Genomic DNA, 19,469 nt, shown 5'->3' on the forward strand with positions numbered 1-19,469 from the left:
CACCCCTGCAAGCCCCACCCGCCCGACCCCGGAAAGATTGCGCGCGCGCCAGCCGCGAAGGGGTTACGGATTAGAGCAGAAGCATCCACGCATGGCGTGGATCTACAGGATGCAGTTGTTGCCTTTGACGTTGAGTCCGCCTTCAAGCGAGCCGAGCACCGCAGGTCCGGCGAGGGCGAAGAGGCGCGGGTGTCTGAGCGTAGCGAGTTCCCGCGCCGTCCCTCGACGGGCCGAGGAGCGCAGGGAACCGGTGCGTAGCACCGGCTCGCGGTCGGCGGAGCGTTTCTTTTGGTTACTTTTCTTTTCGCAAAAAGAAAAGTAACGCCCGACCAGGCGTCAGTCACCCGTGGCCCTTGTAGAGTCGAGCCATGCTCGACTGCGCGGTTCAACCCAGCATCTCCAGCCCACGCACTTCGGTGATGCCCAACCCCGGCACGTCGCTGATGCTGATCTCCGATTCGTTGAAATGTACGCCGCCGCTGACCGGGTCGAACTGGCCCAGCGAGGGGCCGTCGAGGTCGACCTTGGTGATCACATCGCTCTTGGCCACCGCCAGGTGCACGGCGGCGGCGACGCTGATGCTGGATTCAATCATGCAGCCGATCATGCACGGCACGCCGTAGATGCTGGCGATGTCGGCGATGCGGATCGCGTTGGACAGGCCGCCGGTCTTCATCAGCTTGATGTTGATGATGTCGGCCGCGCGCTGCTGGATCAGGTCCATCACCTGGCTGGGGCTGAACACGCTTTCGTCGGCCATCACCGGCGTGTTGACGCGGTCGGTGACGTACTTCAGGCCACTGATGTCCGCTGCCTTCACCGGCTGCTCCAGCAGCTCCAGTACCACGCCGGCCTCTTCCAGCGTGCGCATCGCATGCACCGCCTGCTTGGCGGTCCAGCCCTGGTTGGCGTCCAGGCGCAGCAGGGCGCGGCCTTCCACCGCCGCATGGATCGCCTTGACCCGTTCGATGTCCAGGCCGATGTCCTTGCCGACTTTGATTTTCAGCGACTCGAAGCCGCGCTCGATCGCCGACAGCGAATCGGCCACCATCTTGTCGATGTAGTCCACGCTGATGGTGATGTCGGTGGTGATCACCGGGTCGCCGCCACCGAGCATCTGATATAGCGGCGCACCGTGCAGCTGCGCCCACAGGTCGTACAGCGCGATTTCCACCGCGGCCTTGGCGCTGGTGTTGCGCTCCATCGCGGTCTGCACCAGCGTGCACAGATGGTTGAGGTTGACCACGTCCTGGCCGATCAGGCGCGGGGCGATGAAGTGGCGGATCGCTTCGATGATCGAGCCGTGCGTATCGCCGGTGATCACCGCAGTGGCCGGGGCTTCACCGTAACCGGTGTGGCCGGTGTCGGTGCGGATCAGAACCACCACGTCTTCCACGGTTTCCACCGTGCGCAGGGCAGTCTTGAACGGTGTCTTCAGCGGCACGCGCAGCATGCCCAGTTCGATGGCAGTGATCTTCATTCAGGAGTCTTGGCCCGCAGGCGCTGGATGTTGGTGATGCGGTCGATGTAGCGGACGGTATCGCTGGCCATCATCGGCTCCAGCGGCGTGACCGAAACACCATTGAGGTGGGCCTGCACGCGCGCGCCGTCGGCACCGAACCAGCTGCCGCCCGCCGTATCGTGGATCACCCAGGTGCGGCCGTCGACATGGCCGATGGCCATCATCACGTGCCCGGGAATGTAGACGAGGTCGCCCACCTGCAGGTCGGTGACGGCGCGGTCGCGTACCGCTTTGCCGTCCTTGCCGGTGAAGGGCAGGCGATCCAGCGCGGGGCTGACCGCCTGTGCACTGGTATTGCGCGGCAGCAGCACGCCGAAGCTGCGGTAGATCTCGGAAACGAACCCGCTGCAGTCGCGGGTGTCGTAGTCGTGGCCCCATCCGTAGCGTTCGCCCAGGAACTTGAAGGCCTGCTGCAGCAGCAGGCGCGGGGTCAGCGGCAGGTAGTCGGCGGCGGTGTCCTGCGAGCGCGGCAGCAGCGCCGGCACCAGCTTCAGGCGCCCGTTGGCCTCGCGCACCGGCAGCTGCACCACCCACGAGGCATGCGCCTGCTGGCCGTTCACCGGTTCGGCGGCGGGCCAGTCGGCCAGCACCGGCAGGCGTACGCCCATGTCCAGCTGCAGGCGCGAGACGCGCGGTTCCTCCGGGGTGTAGGCGGTCTGTGCGGTGGCGCCGGTAATGATCCGATACGGGCGCTTTGTGCCATAGCCGAGCACCGTGGCCTTGTCGCCGCTGGCGATGGCGTCGGCTTCGATCCACGCACTGTAGCGCTCGCTGTGCACGAACAGCCAACGGCCATCGGTACTGCGATGGACCACCGCGACCTTGTCGCCGGGGAACAGTGCCGATTCCTGGAAGCGGTCGATGTCGGTGTCACCGGCAGTGCTGAAGACCCGCTCGCGGGTGGGGAAGGTACGCAGTGCCGCGCGCTTCACCACCAGCCCGTAGGCCGGTGTCACCTTCGCGGGAATCGCATCGAGGCCGAGGTTGGCTTCGATCGCGCTGCGCAGGGCCGGCGCGATGGTCGTGCCCTTGTCGCTGTAGAGGGGGCGGGTGGGCCAGCTCGACAGCGCGGTGATGCTGGCACGCACCGTCGCTGCATCAAGCTGGGTGGGCAGTGCGGCGATGTCCTGGATGTGGCTGTCCTGTGCCCGCATCCGCGCGTTCTGTGCCTCGATCTGCGCGCGGTCCAGAATCGGCGCATCGGCGTTGCCCAGGCGCGCGGCCCAGTACTGCGGGGTCAGGTAGGCCTCGTGCAGGCCGATCACATAGGGCAGCGGTGCGCCGGGATCGGGTGCCACGGCAGGCTGTGCAAAGGCCGGGGCGGCCAGCAGGCACAGGGCCAGGGTCAACCGGCGCGGCCAACGCCGGCGCGGTTCGCGGGAATCCAGGCTCATGCGGTGCACACCCTCCTCGAATGCCTGTTGGAATATTTATTCCTTTCGGCTTCGAAATCAAGAATAAATTATTGACCGGCATCCCGGCCCGTGTTACACAGCCGTTACCACCCGCGCTGGGGAAGTGTCGCTGTGGAGTCTGCCGTTCGCAAACCGTGTCTGCCTGCCGCCGCCGGTCTCTGTGCCGCGCTGCTGCTGTGGGCGTGGTCGGCGGGAGCGGAGCCGCCGCCCTCAGCCATCCAGTTTGCGCGCGTCGTGCAGATGATCGACGCGGGACGGTTCTTTGAAGCTCACAGCGAACTGAACACATGGTCGGCCGCCGACGCGGCGGAGCCTGGCGTCAGTTTCGACGACATCGCGTTCCAGGAAGAACGCATGCGTCGCATCCGCCTGGATTTTTCCCTCGACGAAACCGCCGCGAAGGCCGCCGTGCGCCGCTGGATTCCCGGCCTCACCGACGAGGAATTCGCGCGCTGGGACCAGCTCGGCCTGATTGAACACCTCGATATCGACGGCACGCGCTGGTACTTCAAGCGCGCACCGTCGAACCTGTTCCTGCTCAGCGATGAGGCACGCGCACGCCGCCGCGCGGACGCACCGGTGCCGGCGCCGGGCCCGAACGAGGTGCTCAATGCACATCACGCGCACGTGCTTGCCGCGGCCCAGCAGAGTGGGCAGGCGTCGGTACTGCCGCAGCGCATTGAATTCACCCAGTCGCTCACGGTGAAGGCCGACGCCGTACCGGCCGGCGAAACCGTGCGCGCCTGGATTCCGTACCCGCGCGAGATTCCGGGCCAGCAGGAGCAGGTGCAGTGGCTGGGCAGCGCGCCCGGTAAGGCACGCGTGGCGCCAGCCAGCACCCTGCAGCGCACCGCTTATCTGGAAGCCAAAGCGGTGGCCGGGCAGCCGACCCGCTTCGAGATCCGCTACGCGGTGACGATCTTCGCGCGGCATACCGCGATCGATCCCGCCAAGGTGCAGGCCACACCGAACGATCCCGCATTGAAGCCCTACCTGGCCGAACAGCTGCCGCATGTGCGCTTCACCCCCGCGCTGAAGCTGTTCTCCGACCAGGTGCTGCAGGGCGAGGCGCGCCCGTATGAAGTAGTGCGCAAGCTGTTCGCGGCGGTCGATCGCATTCCATGGGCGGGCGCGCGCGAATACTCCACGCTCAGCAACATCAGCGATTACGCCCTGCGCGCTGGCCATGCCGACTGCGGCCAGCAGACCCTGCTGCTGATCGCATTGCTACGCATGAACGGCATTCCCGCGCGCTGGCAGTCGGGGATGGTGTTCTCCGACGATGGCAGCGGCTACAACAACCTGCATGATTGGGGGCAGGTCTACCTGGCGCCCTACGGCTGGCTGCCGATGGACGTGACCACCGGCGCGCTGGCCAGCGATGTGCCTGCACTGCGCAATTTCTATCTGGGTGGCCTCGACGGCTACCGCATCGCCTTCAACGACGATTTCGGCCAGCCCTTCGTGCCGGCCAAGCAGCACTTCCGCTCGGAAACGGTCGACTCGCAGCGCGGCGAGGCCGAGTGGGCAGGCGGCAACCTGTACTTCGACCAATGGAGCTACGACTTCCAGTGGCGGGTACTGCCAGCCAGGCAACGCTAGCGCGACACATCGCATTCCACACCATTCAATTCTTGCAGGAGAGAGCAGGGGATGAAGGCTTACAGCATCAAGCGGGCGGCGTTGTGCGTCGCCCTTGGGGCGTGTCTGGGCGTAGTGCTGCCCGGCATCGCGATGGCACAGAACGTGAGCGGCGCAGTTGCCGGCCGTGCAACCGCGGGTGACCAGGTGACCGTGGTCAGCAACAGTACGGGTCTGACCCGTACCGTCACCGTCGGCGCCGACGGCAGCTACCGCCTCGGCCAGCTGCCGGTAGGTGACTACCAGCTGCAGCTCAGCCGCGATGGCCAGAAGCTGGGCGATCAGATTGCTGTCAGTGTGGCAGTAGGTGGTACCACCACGGTCAACCTGGCCAGTGGCGGCGGCGTCACCAATCTCGATGCGCTGCAGGTGGTCGGCACCCGAGTGGTCAACCGCGTGGACGTCTACTCCACCGAGACATCCTTCAACATCAACCGCCAGGAGATCTCGCGGCTGCCGGTGGCGCAGGACCTGTCTGCGGTCGCGCTGATGGCGCCGGGCGTGGTCGGCGGCAACTCGTCATTCGGCGGCCTGTCATTCGCTGGTTCATCGGTGGCCGAGAATGCGGTCTTCATCAATGGCCTGAATGTCACCGACATGTATACCCGTCGCGGCTTCAGCACCGCGCCGTTCGCCTTCTTCAAGGAGTTCCAGGTCAAGACCGGTGGCTACTCGGTCGAGTTCGGCCGCTCCACCGGTGGCGTGATCAATGCGGTGACCCGTTCGGGCAGCAACGAATTCGAGGGCGGTGTTGAAGTCACCGCCGAGCCCAGTGCGTGGCGCGCCAGTGGCGGCGATCATTTCCACCGCGACGGCACCCCGCATTCCTACGGCAGCCGCGACAACAACTCCTTCCTGAAGACCAACGTGTGGGGCTCCGGCCCGATCGTCAAGGACAAGCTGTTCCTGTTCGCGATGTACGAAGACCGCAGCGACAAGGGACACAACACCTCGTCCGATGGCAGTACCTGGTTCAAGAACGATTCCGGCAACGGCTTCTGGGGCACCAAGCTGGACTGGAACATCAACGACAACCACAGCCTGGCGCTGCTGGCGTTCTCGGATGAGGGCGATGTCACCAATGCGTCGTACGGTTACAACTGGAACGCCGACCAGCTCGGCGCCTGGGGCGGCGATTCGGTCACCGAGACCGGCGGCCGCAACTGGTCGGCCACCTACACCGGCCACTTCGGACAGAACTTCACCGCGCGCGCCATGGTCGGCCAGAACAACCAGCGTGCCTTCACCAATTCATCGCTGGATCAGGCCTGCAGCCCCGTGTTCACCGACAGTACCTACGGCCCGCGCCTGAGCAAGCTGCAGGGCCTGCGCGCAGGCTGCCACCCCACGGGCACGGCAGTGGCCGAGCGTGACGATACCCGTGACGTGGCGCGACTGGACTTCGAATGGCAGCTGGGTGACCACCTGCTGCGCTTCGGTGTCGACCGTGAGCTGATGACCACAAAGCAGTCCACCCGCTACCCCGGCCCGACCGAACTGAGCTACACCGCCTACGTGGCGCGCCCCGGCGATGAAGTCTGGGACGGTGCCAATGCCTACGTACCGGCTGGCGTTACCGAAATGCTCCGTGCGCGCAACCGCAAGTCGGGCGGCACGTTCGAGACCGAAGCCAATGCGCTGTACGTGGAAGACATCTGGAACATCACCCCGAACCTGATGCTGAACCTGGGCGTGCGCTGGGACCGTTTCGAGAACCGTACCGCCGCCGGCAAGGCGTTCATCAAGATGGATGACCTGATCGCACCTCGCGTCGGCTTCTCGTGGGACATGCGCGGTGATGGCAGCACCAAGCTGTTCGGCAACGCCGGCCGCTACTACCTGCCTGTCACCAACAACATCAACGTGAATTTCGCAGGTGGCCTGACCGACGAGTACAGCTACTACGTGCTCAATGGCTGGGAGCGGAAAACCTCGCCGACCGGCTCACCGTACATGGCACCGGTCGTCGGCCAGCAGATCGGGCCGACCGACACCCGCATGAACACCGGCGGTGCCGACCTGCGCCAGAGTGTGGATCGCGACCTCAAGGCGGTCTACCAGGACGAGTACATCCTGGGCTTCCAGAACATGATCAACCAGGCATGGTCGTGGGGCGTCAACGCCACCTATCGACGCATGACCCGTGCGCTGGACGACATCCGCATCAATTACACCCCATGCGGCCCGACCCCCAGCACGCTGTGGCCGATCGCCAACCCGGGCGAGAGCCTGACGATCTGGGGCGACAAGAGCATCGGCTGCGCCAACGAAGGCTGGATCACCATTGACACCGCCAACAGCGGCTATCGGAAGGGCGGCAGCGGCGAGGTGATCGGTTACTCCAAGCCCAAGCGCACCTACAAGGCACTGGAGTTCCAGATCGACCGTGCCTGGGACGAGAAGTGGATGTTCAACGCGTCCTACCTGTGGTCGAAGAGCGAGGGCAATTTCGAAGGCCCTGTGAATTCCGATACCAACTACGGTGACACGGGCATGGTTCAGTTCTGGGACCATCCGGCCACCAACGAGCGCTATGGCGTGCTGTTCAACGACTTCCGCCACCAGTTCAAGCTGCGTGCCGCTTACGCGCTGAACGAGCAATGGTCGTTCGGAACCACACTGCAGGTGCAGTCCGGTGGCCCGATCACTGCCTACGGCGTGATGTGGCCGAACGATTCCATCGCCGGTGGCAGTACCTCCAGCGAAGGTAGCGGCGGTGGCACCGGCTGGCTGTGCGTGGCCAACTGTTCCGGCCCGTACAACCAGCGGCAGTTCGAGTACAGCCCACGCGGTGCGTTCGGTCGCCTGCCGTGGACCTGGACCATGGGCGCCAATGTGACCTGGCGTTTGCCGGTGGAGGGCATCGACCTCAGTGCACGGCTGTCGGTGTACAACCTGTTCAACAACCAGAAGACCATCAACGTGCACCAGCGCTATGAAGCGCAGCCCGGCCAGTACCGCGAGGCGACGTTCGCCACCGGGACGCGCTGGCAGGCCCCGCGCTACACCCAGCTGGTGGTGACCTGGAACTTCTGAGGCCACGATCCGCGCCGTCCACCGTGACGGCGCGGGCAATGGAGGGGCTGCGCGCATGTACCACCTGCTGATCGTCGCGGCGGCACTGGCCGCACCGTCCGCTTCGGCGACCGACATCGCCTCCCTCGAGGCCGACGTCGCCGCCGTGGTCCAGCACGAGCACCTGCCCGGGCTGGCCATCGCGGTGGTCGACAACGGGCAGGTGGTCTATCGCCACGCCGAGGGCGCGCGCGGCGACGGCGGCCGCATCGACCAGGACACGCTGTTCAAGATCGCCTCCAACAGCAAGGCGATGACCGCCGCGCTGCTGGCGCGGCTGGTGCAGCAGGGCAAGCTGCGCTGGGAGGATCCGGTGCGGCGGCATCTACCGGGCTTCCGCATGCACGATGCGTGGGTGGGCGAGCAGATGCAGGTGCGCGACCTGCTGATCCACAACAGCGGCCTGGGCCTGGGCGCCGGTGACCTGATGCTGTGGCCGGAGCCGAACGCGTTCACCCGTGCCGACATCATCGCGGGGCTGGCGCACCTGAAGCCGGTCAGCAGTTTCCGCAGCCGCTATGCGTACGACAACCTGATGTACGTGGTGGCCGGCGAACTGGCCGCTGCGGCGGGTGGCAAGCCGTATGACCAGCTGATGCGCGAGCAGGTGTTCGAGCCGCTGGGCATGACCCGCTGCCAGGTGGGGGCGTGGTCGGTGAAGCGGGTGGGCAACGTGGCGCAGCCACACGCTTGGCATGGCGACCACAATGCGGTGGTGAACGCCGATGGTGCGATCAGCCCGGATCTACCGTCGATGGCCGCCGGCGGCATCCGCTGTTCGCTGCGCGACATGACGCGCTGGATGCAGGTGCTGCTCGATCCTGCCCTGGCACCTGGCTGGTTGGATGCTGAGCAGCGCCGTACGCTGTGGACCCTGCACATGCCGATGCCGCTGGGTGAACGCCAGCGGCGTTGGGACAACGCGCATTTCTACGGTTATGGGTATGGCTGGCGGGTGTCGGACATGGACGGGCAGTGGAAGGTGGCGCACACCGGTACCCTGTCGGGCATGTACTCGTCGCTGGCGCTGCTGCCTGACCGCAAGGTGGGCGTGGTGATGCTGATCAACGGTGAAGGCGAGGATGCGCGCACCGCATTGATGCAGGCCGCGCTGAAGCGCTTCACCGCCCCCGATGAGGCGCGTCCGGCACTGGCGTACCTGGCCGAACTGAAGGCAGACCAGGCTACGCGCGCGGCAGGCGGCCATCAGCGGCCGGCGACGTCGGAGGCACGGCCGGCATCGGACGCCGATCTGCCGCGCTGGCACGGCCGCTACACCGATCCGTGGCTGGGGCCGGCCTCGCTGTGCCCGGGCAAGGACGGCCTGCGCTTCAGCGTGGACAAGTCGCCCCGGCTGCAGGGGGCTGTGCTGCAGCTGCAGGGGCGCTGGCTGCTGCGCTGGGATACGCTGGGCGAAGACGCGCAGGCGTGGCTGCAGCCGGGTGAGGGCCTGGCACCGACACTGGACCTGCGCGCCATCGATCCGGACATCGACTTCAGCTATGACTTCCAGGACCTGCATTTCACTCGTACTGGCGATTGCCCTGGCAGCGACCACCAGCGCCGCTGAGCCACCGCGCGTTTCACCGGCCACCGACGCGGCCAGCGCCGGGCTGGTGGAGATCCGTACGTTGTCGCCGCGCATCGACCTGGACATCCGCTATGCGGGTGCCAACAACTTCACCGGCGCGCGCGTGCCCGGCTACGAGGCGCCTTCGTGCTACCTGCTGGCGCCGGTGGCGAAGGCGCTGGCCCAGGTGGAGCAGGACCTGCGCGCCGATGGCTTCGGCCTGCGCCTCTACGACTGCTACCGGCCGGTGCGTTCGGTGCAGGCCTTCATGGCCTGGGTGAACGATCCGCGCGAGCTCTCGCGCAAGGCACAGCAGTATCCGGGCCTGGACAAGCCGCGCCTGCTGGCCGACGGCTACATCGCCGAGCGCTCCGGCCACAGCCGCGGTGCCACGGTGGATCTGGGCCTGCTGGATTGCCGCAGCGGTGCATGCACGCCGTTGGACATGGGCACTGACTTCGACTTCTTCGGGCCGCGTGCGCATACGCAGACGAGCGGGCTGAGTGAGACGCAGCAGGCGAACCGGCGGCAACTGGTGCAGGCAATGGCACGGCGTGGTTTCGTGAACTATCCGCAGGAGTGGTGGCACTACACGTTCCAGCCGGAACCGGATCCCGGTACCGCGTACGACGTTCCGGTACGGTAGGGGTAACGGCAGGGCACCGCCCAGCCTCTGACAGTTTCCCGCGCGGTCCGTTGTAGGGCCGAGCCCATGCTCGGCTGCTCTTTGTTCAATCGTCGAATTATTCGATCTCGATGGAGACTCATCCACGCATGGCGTGGATCTACTGTGGCTGCCGATTGTGTAACGGCGCGCGATAAATCGCCCGCCGCTGGTGAGATAAACGGTGGATCACCAATGTTGCGCCCAGCGGAATGAAATTGCACGGGGCGGAACCGCCCCGTGCCCTGGCTTCCCTACCAGGTCGTGTAGATCAGCTCCCGCCGCTGAACAGCCTGGCGGCCGATGGTGTAGCGGATTGGCACCACCCGGTCCCTGAACTGACTGAAGACTTCCCGCATGGCCGGGTGGTCGTTGATCGTCAGGATGGCTGCACCACGCAGCCCTGCCATCTGGCGGGCCAGCTCCTGGTACTGGTCCATGCCAAAGGGAGCGCCGTACCCCTCGGTCTCCCAGTACGGCGGATCGAGGAAGAACAGGCTGTCGGAGGCATCGTACTTGGCCACGCACTGCTGCCAGGACAGGTGCTCGACGGTGACCTTGTGAAGCCGGAGGTGCGCAGCGCTCAGATCCTCCTCAATGCGCAGCAGGTTGAGGCCCTTGCCGCCCCGGCCGAAACCGGGGGTCTGGCCAGTCGCTTTGCCACCCCATGCTAGTCGCTGCAGGTAATAGAAGCGTGCGGCACGTTGGATGTCGGTCAGGGTGTCCGGGTGCTGGAGCTGGCACCATCTGAACATCTCGCGGCTCGTCAGCGCCCATTTGAACTGGCGGACGAACTCTTCCAGGTGGTTGGCCACCACCCGATACAAGCGCACCAGCTCGCCGTGGCAGTCGTTTAGGACTTCAGCCCTGGCCGGCTCCCTGGCGAACAGCAGAGCCGCGCCACCAGCGAATGCCTCGACATAGGTACGGTGGGGGTTCTCGGCCACCAGCGGCAGCAGGTGCGGCAGTAGGCGGGTCTTCCCGCCCGGCCAGGGGAACAGCGTTGTGGTCTTCATTCTCAGCCTCTGCGATGAATCTCGGCCAGACTGAGCCTCCCCGCGCGAGGGGGCTGGGCCTTGGCCAATTGCACGCGGGCTGTCGCGTGTGTTGCGGCGTCGGCCGATCAGTTCCCGCTGATCGGCCGACGCCCAGTTCTCGAACTACTTGTCGGACTCGAGGGCCATCAGGCGGGCGTCCAACGCCTCCACCTTGGACGCCATCGCATCGCTCTCCGCCGCCAGCGCCGAGACCATGAAGCACAGCAGTTCCTCTTTGCGGAAGCTGTAGCGGTTGCCCGCTTCGCGTGCGCGCTGCATCAGCTCGCGCCCAGCCTCGACCGCTGGTTCAAGCTCGGTGCCATCGTCATCGAGCAACGCGTCCCTGGCGGGCCACTCGTGCCACTGCTCCGGCTCAGCCTCCCACTCGTCGTAGCAGATGAACGAATAGGCGAACGGATCGAGGCCGTGCACGCTCATCACGGCCATTGCTGCCTGCACAGTCGGGCCAGCGTGCAGCCGGTCGCCAGTCAGCCACTCCCAGATCGCCGGAAGCCGGGCCAGCTTCGAACCTGCCTTGCGCTCAGCCTCCGACAGCGGGCGCGGTTCAGTCTTGAGGCGCTCGTCGGAACCGACAATGGGTGCATTCTGAACGTAGAGATTCGACCAAACCGCCGTCGATGCCCCTAACGCAGTGGAATTCGAAGTATTTGGTCGAACATTATTCGCAGGGTTGTCTACGATTACCCTGTCGCTGATCCACGTAATTCCTGTCGCATATGCGCGCAAATTCTTGACTGATCCTGCGTAAAGACCAATAAGCATCTGACTGGAACTTACAGGAAGGTCGTAGTAGATGTTGCCGGGGAATGATGGGTTGCTAGCTGGATAACTGGTGATTCTCGGGCCCGTTGTCGTGCCACCAGCCACTTGGAGTGTGAGCCTCGTAACTCCATTCAGAACAAGATCATCAACTGAGATCGAAGTGATATCCGTGTTTGCGCCGCTGGCCGCCGCACCCAGCGCCGTCCGCTGCGCGGCCTGGGTAGTGGCGGCAAGGAGGGTGCGGCCAACGCTGGTAAGGTCGTAGGTCGCCCACGCCAAACCGGTGTAGTAGAGGGACTTGTCGGCGGCAGGTGGGTCCATGCCAGCCACGTTAAGCAGTCCCGCCCGAATCGCGCTGACCAGAACCTTCACGTTCTTGGTGCCCTGGAGGCCAGCGAGCAGCTCGTTACCTGTCAGCGCATCTGCGGCCGGCAAGCCAGAAATCTTTACGTCGACCATTTTCGTTACTCCAGAATCAGGGGGTCGCCCGCTTCGGTGACCAGGCGATCGCCTGCCTCGGTCACCAGCTGCGCGCGGTACAGGAAGGTGTGCTGCTGGATCTGCCAGCTGCGGTAGCCGTCACGGATGGCCTCGACCTCGACACGGATCTGTTTTCCACCGCTGCCGGCGGGCGGCGTACAGGTGTCGGTCGTGCCGGCGATGCCCGCCTGCGTCCGCACCAGCGCCCCGGCGAGGTACCAGCGAACGGTGTAGGTGGTGCCAGGCTCCGGCCCGATGTTGCCCTGCGTGGTGTCGACCAGCTGGTCGGCCTGCAGGATGCGATCGCGGTGCGCCCACTGCACCGTCAGTTCAGTGCCGAAGGTCCACACCTCCGGCGGGTAGGCCTCGCCCTGCACGCGCAAGCGGCCGGGCGGATAGGGCCGGATCTGGCGACGCTGCAGCGTCAGCCCGATCGTCGTGGCCAGGTCCGGGTTCAGCTCGCCCTGGCTGGTGCGGGTGATCAGCTTGGCCTGGGGCGATTCGTTGGCCAGGTACTCGCGTCCGTCGAAGCCGACGTATTCGTCGGTGAACCACACCCGCGTGCCCACTGCGTGCGGCATCGGCACGGTATCCACGCAGCCACGGGCCACAGTCAGCGTCGCCGCCACCGGGTCGATCGAGACCACCCGGACCAGCTCGTCATCGATCAGCGCCTCGGTGCCGACCTCGACCATGTCCAGGCTGACGCCGGCGGACAGCGCGATCGCCGTTGTGGTGGCCGTCATTGCGGTGATCAGCAGGCCAGTGGGGGCGAAGTCGGCTGCGCCCGCCTCGGCGAACGGCGCGCTTCCCAGCCGGGTCTGCAGCGTGTAGCCGAACGCCACTGAGGTCGGCCGTACACCGATCGAGGTCAGGTAGCCGACGTCAGGCGACACAGCAGCCAGCTCCGACGCCCCGAGAGTCGTGGCCAGGTCGCGGTAGCTGGCCTCCTGCAGGCGCTGCACGGTGACCGGCTTGGGCTTGGTATCCGGCTCCACCCAAGCATTCTCGGAAGGCTGGATGTAGCTGGCAGCGGCCATGCCGGCGACGTCCTGGACGACGGTCAACACCACGGCCGTCTCGGTCTGTGTGCCGTCGTCGACGTCCAGGATGCGCACGGGCATGCGGGCAACGCCGCGCCGTGGCCACGACAGGGCACGCACCTGCCCGCGCTTGAAGGGGCCGGCATCCTGACGCACCCGGATCTTCACCCTGCAGGGCAAACTGCTCACTGCAGCTACTTCGCGCGCCGCAACCCGCCCCGCGAGTGCTGCGTTCCACAGGCCGGGATAGTTCTTGCGACTGCTGACGACCCGGCCCTGCGCCTGAACGCTGGCCAGGTTCTGGTAGGTGACAGCTGCGTCCTTGTTGGTGGCGATATCCCGGTAGACGACCGTGATCTCATTGACGCTGCCTTCCAGCATCGGCTGTTGCCACTCCAGCAGCTCGATGATGTTCGCCGGGCCGATCTCTTCCAGGGTGGCTGGGTCATAGTCCGGCCGCACCAGCACCAGCTCGGTCAGCCCCGTCACCGGGTCCTCGATGCGCATGCCACCAATGTGGTCGCACACCATGTCCATGAACTCGCCTGCAGGAACGGATCGGGACCACTTCAGGCACAGGCCGAACCCTTCGTTCTTCAACGTCTGTGCCGCCTTGCGGAAGCTTTCGTCGTTGATCACGTCGATCGGGTGGCCCATGCCCTCTGTGCGCACCTGATAGATGATGTGGGCCGGGTTCATACCCTCATCGATCTGCACCAGGTCACCCTGCCAAAGCCCCTTCTTCCAGCCTTGGCGCCAGCGCGAGACCTTCTTCGTCCAATTCTTGATGTACGGGTTCATGGCCGACACCTGGCCATTGAAAACTGTCGTGAACAGGCCACGGGCGGCTGGCCACGGGCCGGGCACCAGCGACTGCAGGTAGGTGCTGGGCATCTGGGCGGGCTCGCCCATGCGCACCTCCAGCGTGCCGACGATGCCGCCTTCGCCCTTGTCGCCGCCGAAGATCTCCGGCGCCAGGATGGTGATCGAGCGAGACGCTGTAATCGGGCCGGTGGCAGGCACCGTCCTGGGGATGTTCATCCCGAGCACCTTGGTCCACGCCGTTTGCGCGCTACCGTCCCAGACCTTGCGGTCGCCTACGCGGATCTCCCGCAGCGCGTCCACCGGGCCGAGGCATTCGCCCATATAGAGGGCCATGTAGTAGCGATAGCCTACGGTCTGTTTCTTGCCACTACCCACGGCCAGCCTCCTCGCGGGCGATCGCCGCCAGGCGCCGTGCGAAGGCGTCGTCCAGCGCTTCGAACTGCTCTACCGGCAGGCCTTCATCCAGGAAGCGACGCAGATCCAGACCGTGACGATCCATCCAGCTGCGGATGCCGGCGGCGCACAGCACGCCGCTGTGTTCGCCCAGCTTGGCCGCGCGTGCGTGTTCGACGGTCACCATCACCACAGCGAAACCTGTTTGCCATCTACCAGATAGAGGTAGTCCACCACCAATTCGACCCACAGCAGGCGGCGACGATAGCCGTAGCCATGACGGTGACACTCGAAGTAGATCGGGTGCCCGAACCAGTAGCGCCGGAGGACTGGCTTGATATGGAGACTCACTTCTTGCCTCCCTTGACCTTGATCGGCGTGGTGCGCAGATCGCCGTAGAACAGCACGTTGGGATCATCGATCCAGTTCGTACCGAAGACCATGCTGCACTCGCGACCGTCCTCGGCGGTGGGGACATTGAAGTCCTCCAGGGCGGCCGGCTTCGGAACCGTAGGCTTCGGGCGCATCACGTAACTGACGATCAGCGCCACGATCATTACGACGATTTGAACCCACATAGGAGGCTCCTTTAGAAGATGGGATCGGGTCCGAAGGGGTTCTTCGGCGGTATGGTGTGCTGGCCGCCGTAGTTCGGTGCGTTGTTGAACTTCTCGTGGCAGATCTGCAGGGCGTGGCCACAGCCGGGGTAGGCGGATACCAGCGCGCCCGCTGCGAGCGGCGCTGCGGTAAGCAAGGTGAGGGTCGGCCCAACATGGCCCACCACGAAGCGGTACTCGACGGCCGTGCCCTGGACCCACTTGATGAATCCACCGACGAACCAACCGTCCGGCTTCGCCGCGAAGGCAGTGGACGTGATCGTCTGAGCGGATGCGGCTGACAACACGCCATCGACCCGGAACAGCTCCGGATTCAGACCGCAGTCGGCGTCGAACAGCGCGAACGGACACTGCGCCTGCCAGCACCGGCGGAGGCCGTTCGTTGCAGCGGCGCCGGCATTGCTCTGGCAGGTCAGGAGCAGATCATTCTGGCGCTCGCTGAAGTCGCTCAGCACGCCGTTCCAGGTGCCGCGGATCGCGCCGTCGCTCTTCCGAATCCGCCGCCAGCGAACGACGATGCGATCGGTCGGCGGATATGGCCGCAGGACTGACGCCAAAGAGATGGACAGCGGTACGGTCACCTCCAGGTTGGACCTGGCCTCCTGTGCCGACTGGCCAAGGCGACCGCGTTTGATCGCCTCGGGGCTGAACGGCTGCGCATCGTAGATCTCGACTCGATCGCTGGACGTGTAGCGCCAGCGCTGGGAACCGCGCCCAAATTCATACAGTTCGACATGGCGGGAGAACAGGCTCACGGTTCGCTCTCCTCAGCGCCAATGCCGGCGAAGGAAACGCGGCAACGCGCGACGCCCTCACCATCGGTTTCATGGGACAGCTCCACGGTGTCGGAACTGAGGCGGGCCAGCACCATCCAGCTGATCAAGCGGATGGCACTCGGCTGCAGGGCGATGCCGTGCGGCGCGTCCAGTTGCAGGAACTCCCGCTGTGGATCCAGCTCTGTGGCCTCTATCAGCTGCCGGTACAGCACCTGGCCACTGAACAGCTCGATGCGCAGGTGGCGCCGGCCGGACTGAGCACGCCCGAAGCGGGCTACACCCGCCCAGGCGACCACGATGCCGCTGGAGGTGGTCAGGGCTGGCTCGACCAACTCCAGGTCGTCGGCCCAAGACGGCACCCACAGTGCAGCCGCGCGACCCTGCAGCCAGTACAGCAGGCTGCGCAGATTGGCCTGCTCGGTGCGTCCCCAGGTTTGCCAGGCGTGTGACTGCAGTGGCCATGCCTTGCCGGTGATGTCATCGACGGCAACAGGGCCGATATCGCCATCGATCACCACCAGCTGCCGGCCGAACTCGGCCGTCTGCGCCTGGTCGAGGTCGGGGCGCTGCTCCAGCACAGGTCGACCGCGATAGACCGCCGCCGGCGCCGCTGCTGGCCAGTCGCAGGTCTCCACCGCCGCCAGGCGCACGGTCGAGCGCATGACCTGGTCGGTCACGCGTTCCAGGCTGGGGGTCTCGGCAATGCGAGCTGTCCTGCAGGGCAGCACCCGTGTGCCAGGTGCCCAGGCGTTGGCCGTGGGGCGGGCCAGCTGCAGACTGTCGGCGGCAATGTCGGCCACTTCCACCAGCTCGTAGGTGGTGACGTCCTTCCAAAGCATGGCCAGGCCGCCGGGACGGTAGTCGCGCTGCGTGGCGGCCTGTACCGGGATGGACTGCACGCCCAGCGCCAGACGCGCACTCAGCCACGACACGTCGTTCCAGACCGGCAGCGCCCAGGTACGCGCCGACCAGTCGAACAGTGCGTGTTCAAGCACCTGGCGCTCGCGCCGGTCGGCCAGCACGCTGAACTCCCAAGAGCGCCTCGGCGAACCACGCAATGGGAACCGGGCTTCGCCGCCGCCGATCGACTGCTGGACGTCGGTCGCCCAGGCCAGCGTTTCGGTGACAGGCCGCTCCCAATCCGGCGGCAGCATCCACGCCGACATGCGATTGCCGGTGATCGTGACGGTGCGGCGCCCCAGGGCCACGAAGTCGTAGGACAGCGACGCCGCGATTACCGGCGGGCCTTCTGTCGTGACCGATAGCTGCCAACGGCGCAGTTGCAGGGCCGAGAACGCCAACGGCGGGGCGCCAGGGCCTACCAGCTCGACGCCTTCGCCGTTCTCAAGGGTCACCGAGGCCAGGGTCTGCTGCTGGAGGTAGGAGTTCCAGACCTGGACGTAGCGCACCTGGTTGGTGACCAGGTTGCCCAGGTCAATGCGCAGAGGCAGGACGTGGATCCGGTAGTACCAGTCGTCAAACGAGGTGCGCTGTGCCGGGCCAGCTGAGCGCTGCTCGGGCTCGACGATGGTGGTCTCACGGGTGGTCCCCAGGCGGAATACGGAACTGGCCAGCCTGGCGGTGAACGGTACCGGGATGCGGGTACGCGGGACCGCCAGATTGGCACTACGCCAGTACGGCCCGGTGCTGCTCTGGTTGGCGAGAAGAAGGGCCATCAGGACTTCTTCACCGCCCAGCCATAGTTGCCGCTGGCCGGCGGCGCGTTGGTGACGCTGCTCATGGCCAGCTTGCGTAGCCAGGGAAACACCATCCACGTCTCTTCGCCGATGGTGATCTCCTGCTCAGGCTCAAACTTCTCCAGATAGCACGCACGCAAGCCAGGCACCCTACCGATGGGCGACAGATAGGCACTGCTGCCTGGGCGGCGAATGCTCAGCTCGATGGGCTGCAGGATGCTGCGGCCGGAGAAGGTGTTCTCGTCGGCCCCTGCAAGGGCATACCCCAGCCACAGACTGTCGTAGTTGGAAGACGTCGTGGTTTGATAGATCGAGCCGACACCACTTCCAGCCTGCCCTTCGGTCTCGAGCGCACCGCCGTAGTAGTTGCACAGCCGGTGGTAGCTGTTGACACGTCCATCCTCCACCGAATCGGCGCGCACATGTCCACAGCCGGTCTCGCTGGTATTGTGACCAAATAGGACGACGTTGCTGCCGGACGTTGTGACCATGCCGCTGTAGCTGCCGGTCTTGTTCCAGTAGGTGCCATCGGCATAGGTCCCACCAGCGTAGCTGCCCGCCTTCTCAAGCACACCGAAGGCATGATGGCGGTACTCGCCCGCCACGGCCTGGGCGAGGGCGACGTGGATGGCCGTGCCGTTGGCGAACAGTTTCAGCCGCGGGAAGGGTCCAGTGAGCACCCAGGAAAACGCATTGCGCGGCGAGGCCAGCGGCTGGGCGGTGACCGCTGCGTCGCCGTTGTACCCGATGGAAATCCGTGAGCCCAAGGATGTCTGGTCACCATTGAACAGGTGAACGTAGTCGGAGACCCCGGGAATGCGAACCGTTGCGGTGCGATTGGTTCCGACAAGGTTGTTGCGCTCGACGGTCCACCCGTTGGCCTGGGCAAACTGAACCACCAGGTCGATGACAGTCTGGACGTTGGGAACGTTATTGAACTCGGCGTAGGCCATCTTTCACTCCAGGGCGAAGGCGGCGAACTCGCCATCACCAGTGCGGAACACATTGGGAACCAGCAGGTGATCGACACTGCCGACCGTTGCAATCTGTTCGGCGGTGGCGCCAAAGGACGGGGTGTAGAAGACGCCATCGAAGCTGCCGTAGAACTGGCCGCCTTCGGGCATCTCATCAACCCGATTGCCGCGATCGACACTTCCCGAGCTCCAGCCGATGCCGATCAGTTGCCCGCGCTGCAACCAACGCTGCCCATCCAGGCAGCCACGCACGTTCTGGTTGCGCAAGCTGCGGCACCACGGTGAAGCGATCCGTCCCGTGACAATGGCCGAAGTCCCATAGGCATTACGTATCGGCAACCACGATTGCATCGGCGTGAATAGATAGGATTGGCTCAGGCTCGTGTTGGAACGCCCGTCGGCACTGGGATTCCAGAAGTTCGAATGGGAGTAGTCATCCAGCGATGCCTGGGCGTTCCTTCCGAGGTAGGACGCGCCAATGAACAGCGGGTAGCTCCAATCCCCGGGCAGATGCTCGGGAAGGATGAAGCCGGCATACATGGCGTCATAGCGGCCATTGATGCGGGTGATGACCTTGAAGCAACGCCCGCTGGCGATGAACCAGTACTTGATCGGGGAGTTCACCCCCAGGATCGAGATGTAGTTTGAATTGGCGCCGGGCGGATCGATGCTGGGCGCTGCCGGGTTATAGGCAATGTGCCCGCGCAAGGTCAGGTTGTAGTAGTTGCTTGCCGGCACGACCCGGGCCAGCAAAGACACATAGATTTCATCCTCGCCAGCCAACCCTCGACCCTTGAGCGACACGAAATCGCCGGCCGCGATCGGGCCGCTGGCCACGCCGCCCACCACCTGCCACTGCTGGTTCGCTGCCACCAGGGCCGCGTTGGTGGTCAGGAAATCCCGGAGGCGGGCCATGAGGTCGGTGATATTGGCTGCGGTGTCGGTTGCCCAGGCCAT

16 protein-coding genes are annotated in these 19,469 nt (G+C 65.3%); 4 read left to right on the forward strand and 12 right to left on the reverse strand.

The features are described 5' to 3' along the window. Positions 1 to 385: 385 nt before the first annotated feature. Positions 386 to 1,480 (reverse strand): dipeptide epimerase, encoded by a 1,095-nt coding sequence (locus tag N5D45_RS11030; protein WP_279938921.1) that lies wholly within the window; start codon positions 1,478 to 1,480, stop codon positions 386 to 388. After that, positions 1,477 to 2,916, reverse strand: coding sequence for an SH3 domain-containing protein (locus tag N5D45_RS11035; RefSeq protein ID WP_279938922.1), 1,440 nt, complete (start codon positions 2,914 to 2,916; stop codon positions 1,477 to 1,479). Before N5D45_RS11035 ends, N5D45_RS11030 begins: the two co-directional genes overlap by 4 nt. A 132-nt stretch (positions 2,917 to 3,048) precedes the next feature. Between N5D45_RS11035 and N5D45_RS11040 the strand changes: the two genes are divergently transcribed. The 4 genes from N5D45_RS11040 to N5D45_RS11055 are packed head-to-tail and all read left to right on the forward strand — an operon-like array spanning position 3,049 to position 9,869. Next, entirely contained in the window at positions 3,049 to 4,539 is a 1,491-nt protein-coding gene (locus N5D45_RS11040; RefSeq protein ID WP_279938924.1) for a transglutaminase-like domain-containing protein, read from the forward strand. Between the two features lie 51 nt (positions 4,540 to 4,590). Further along, positions 4,591 to 7,614, forward strand: coding sequence for a TonB-dependent receptor (locus N5D45_RS11045; protein WP_088497046.1), 3,024 nt, complete (start codon positions 4,591 to 4,593; stop codon positions 7,612 to 7,614). A 55-nt stretch (positions 7,615 to 7,669) separates the two neighbouring features. Further along, complete coding sequence (locus N5D45_RS11050) at positions 7,670 to 9,223, forward strand: serine hydrolase domain-containing protein (RefSeq protein WP_088497045.1); 1,554 nt, start codon at positions 7,670 to 7,672, stop codon at positions 9,221 to 9,223. Beyond that, the gene (locus N5D45_RS11055) at positions 9,156 to 9,869 is read left to right on the forward strand and encodes a M15 family metallopeptidase (protein ID WP_219629286.1); all 714 of its coding nucleotides are present in this window, start codon (positions 9,156 to 9,158) and stop codon (positions 9,867 to 9,869) included. Before N5D45_RS11050 ends, N5D45_RS11055 begins: the two co-directional genes overlap by 68 nt. A gap of 272 nt (positions 9,870 to 10,141) precedes the next feature. On the opposite strand, the gene N5D45_RS11060 is transcribed toward N5D45_RS11055, so the two are convergent. From N5D45_RS11060 to N5D45_RS11105, 10 genes are all read right to left on the reverse strand, one after another. Beyond that, on the reverse strand, positions 10,142 to 10,903 hold the full coding sequence (locus tag N5D45_RS11060; RefSeq protein WP_279938930.1) for a DNA adenine methylase: 762 nt from the start codon (positions 10,901 to 10,903) through the stop codon (positions 10,142 to 10,144). A 144-nt stretch (positions 10,904 to 11,047) separates the two neighbouring features. Beyond that, positions 11,048 to 12,166 carry a tail fiber domain-containing protein gene (locus N5D45_RS11065; RefSeq protein WP_279938932.1) on the reverse strand — a complete coding sequence of 373 codons (1,119 nt, stop codon included), beginning with the start codon at positions 12,164 to 12,166 and terminating at the stop codon, positions 11,048 to 11,050. 5 nt (positions 12,167 to 12,171) lie between these two features. Beyond that, positions 12,172 to 14,430, reverse strand: coding sequence for a hypothetical protein (locus tag N5D45_RS11070; protein ID WP_279938934.1), 2,259 nt, complete (start codon positions 14,428 to 14,430; stop codon positions 12,172 to 12,174). Next, positions 14,423 to 14,635, reverse strand: coding sequence for a hypothetical protein (locus N5D45_RS11075; protein WP_268927260.1), 213 nt, complete (start codon positions 14,633 to 14,635; stop codon positions 14,423 to 14,425). Before N5D45_RS11075 ends, N5D45_RS11070 begins: the two co-directional genes overlap by 8 nt. Further along, complete coding sequence (locus tag N5D45_RS11080; RefSeq protein WP_279938938.1) at positions 14,635 to 14,799, reverse strand: hypothetical protein; 165 nt, start codon at positions 14,797 to 14,799, stop codon at positions 14,635 to 14,637. Before N5D45_RS11080 ends, N5D45_RS11075 begins: the two co-directional genes overlap by 1 nt. Further along, positions 14,796 to 15,026, reverse strand: coding sequence for a hypothetical protein (locus N5D45_RS11085; protein WP_040006695.1), 231 nt, complete (start codon positions 15,024 to 15,026; stop codon positions 14,796 to 14,798). The genes N5D45_RS11080 and N5D45_RS11085 overlap by 4 nt, the downstream gene beginning before the upstream one ends. A gap of 11 nt (positions 15,027 to 15,037) precedes the next feature. Further along, entirely contained in the window at positions 15,038 to 15,820 is a 783-nt protein-coding gene (locus N5D45_RS11090) for a phage BR0599 family protein (protein ID WP_197655124.1), read from the reverse strand. Beyond that, positions 15,817 to 17,517 carry a hypothetical protein gene (locus N5D45_RS11095; protein WP_279938939.1) on the reverse strand — a complete coding sequence of 567 codons (1,701 nt, stop codon included), beginning with the start codon at positions 17,515 to 17,517 and terminating at the stop codon, positions 15,817 to 15,819. The genes N5D45_RS11090 and N5D45_RS11095 overlap by 4 nt, the downstream gene beginning before the upstream one ends. Then, positions 17,517 to 18,491 carry a hypothetical protein gene (locus N5D45_RS11100; protein WP_228355081.1) on the reverse strand — a complete coding sequence of 325 codons (975 nt, stop codon included), beginning with the start codon at positions 18,489 to 18,491 and terminating at the stop codon, positions 17,517 to 17,519. Before N5D45_RS11100 ends, N5D45_RS11095 begins: the two co-directional genes overlap by 1 nt. A 3-nt stretch (positions 18,492 to 18,494) precedes the next feature. Next, on the reverse strand, positions 18,495 to 19,469 hold the full coding sequence (locus N5D45_RS11105) for a hypothetical protein (RefSeq protein ID WP_279938942.1): 975 nt from the start codon (positions 19,467 to 19,469) through the stop codon (positions 18,495 to 18,497).

The organism is Stenotrophomonas sp. GD03819 (assembly GCF_029841665.1).
In the GTDB taxonomy this organism is placed as follows: Bacteria; Pseudomonadota; Gammaproteobacteria; order Xanthomonadales; family Xanthomonadaceae; genus Stenotrophomonas; species Stenotrophomonas geniculata.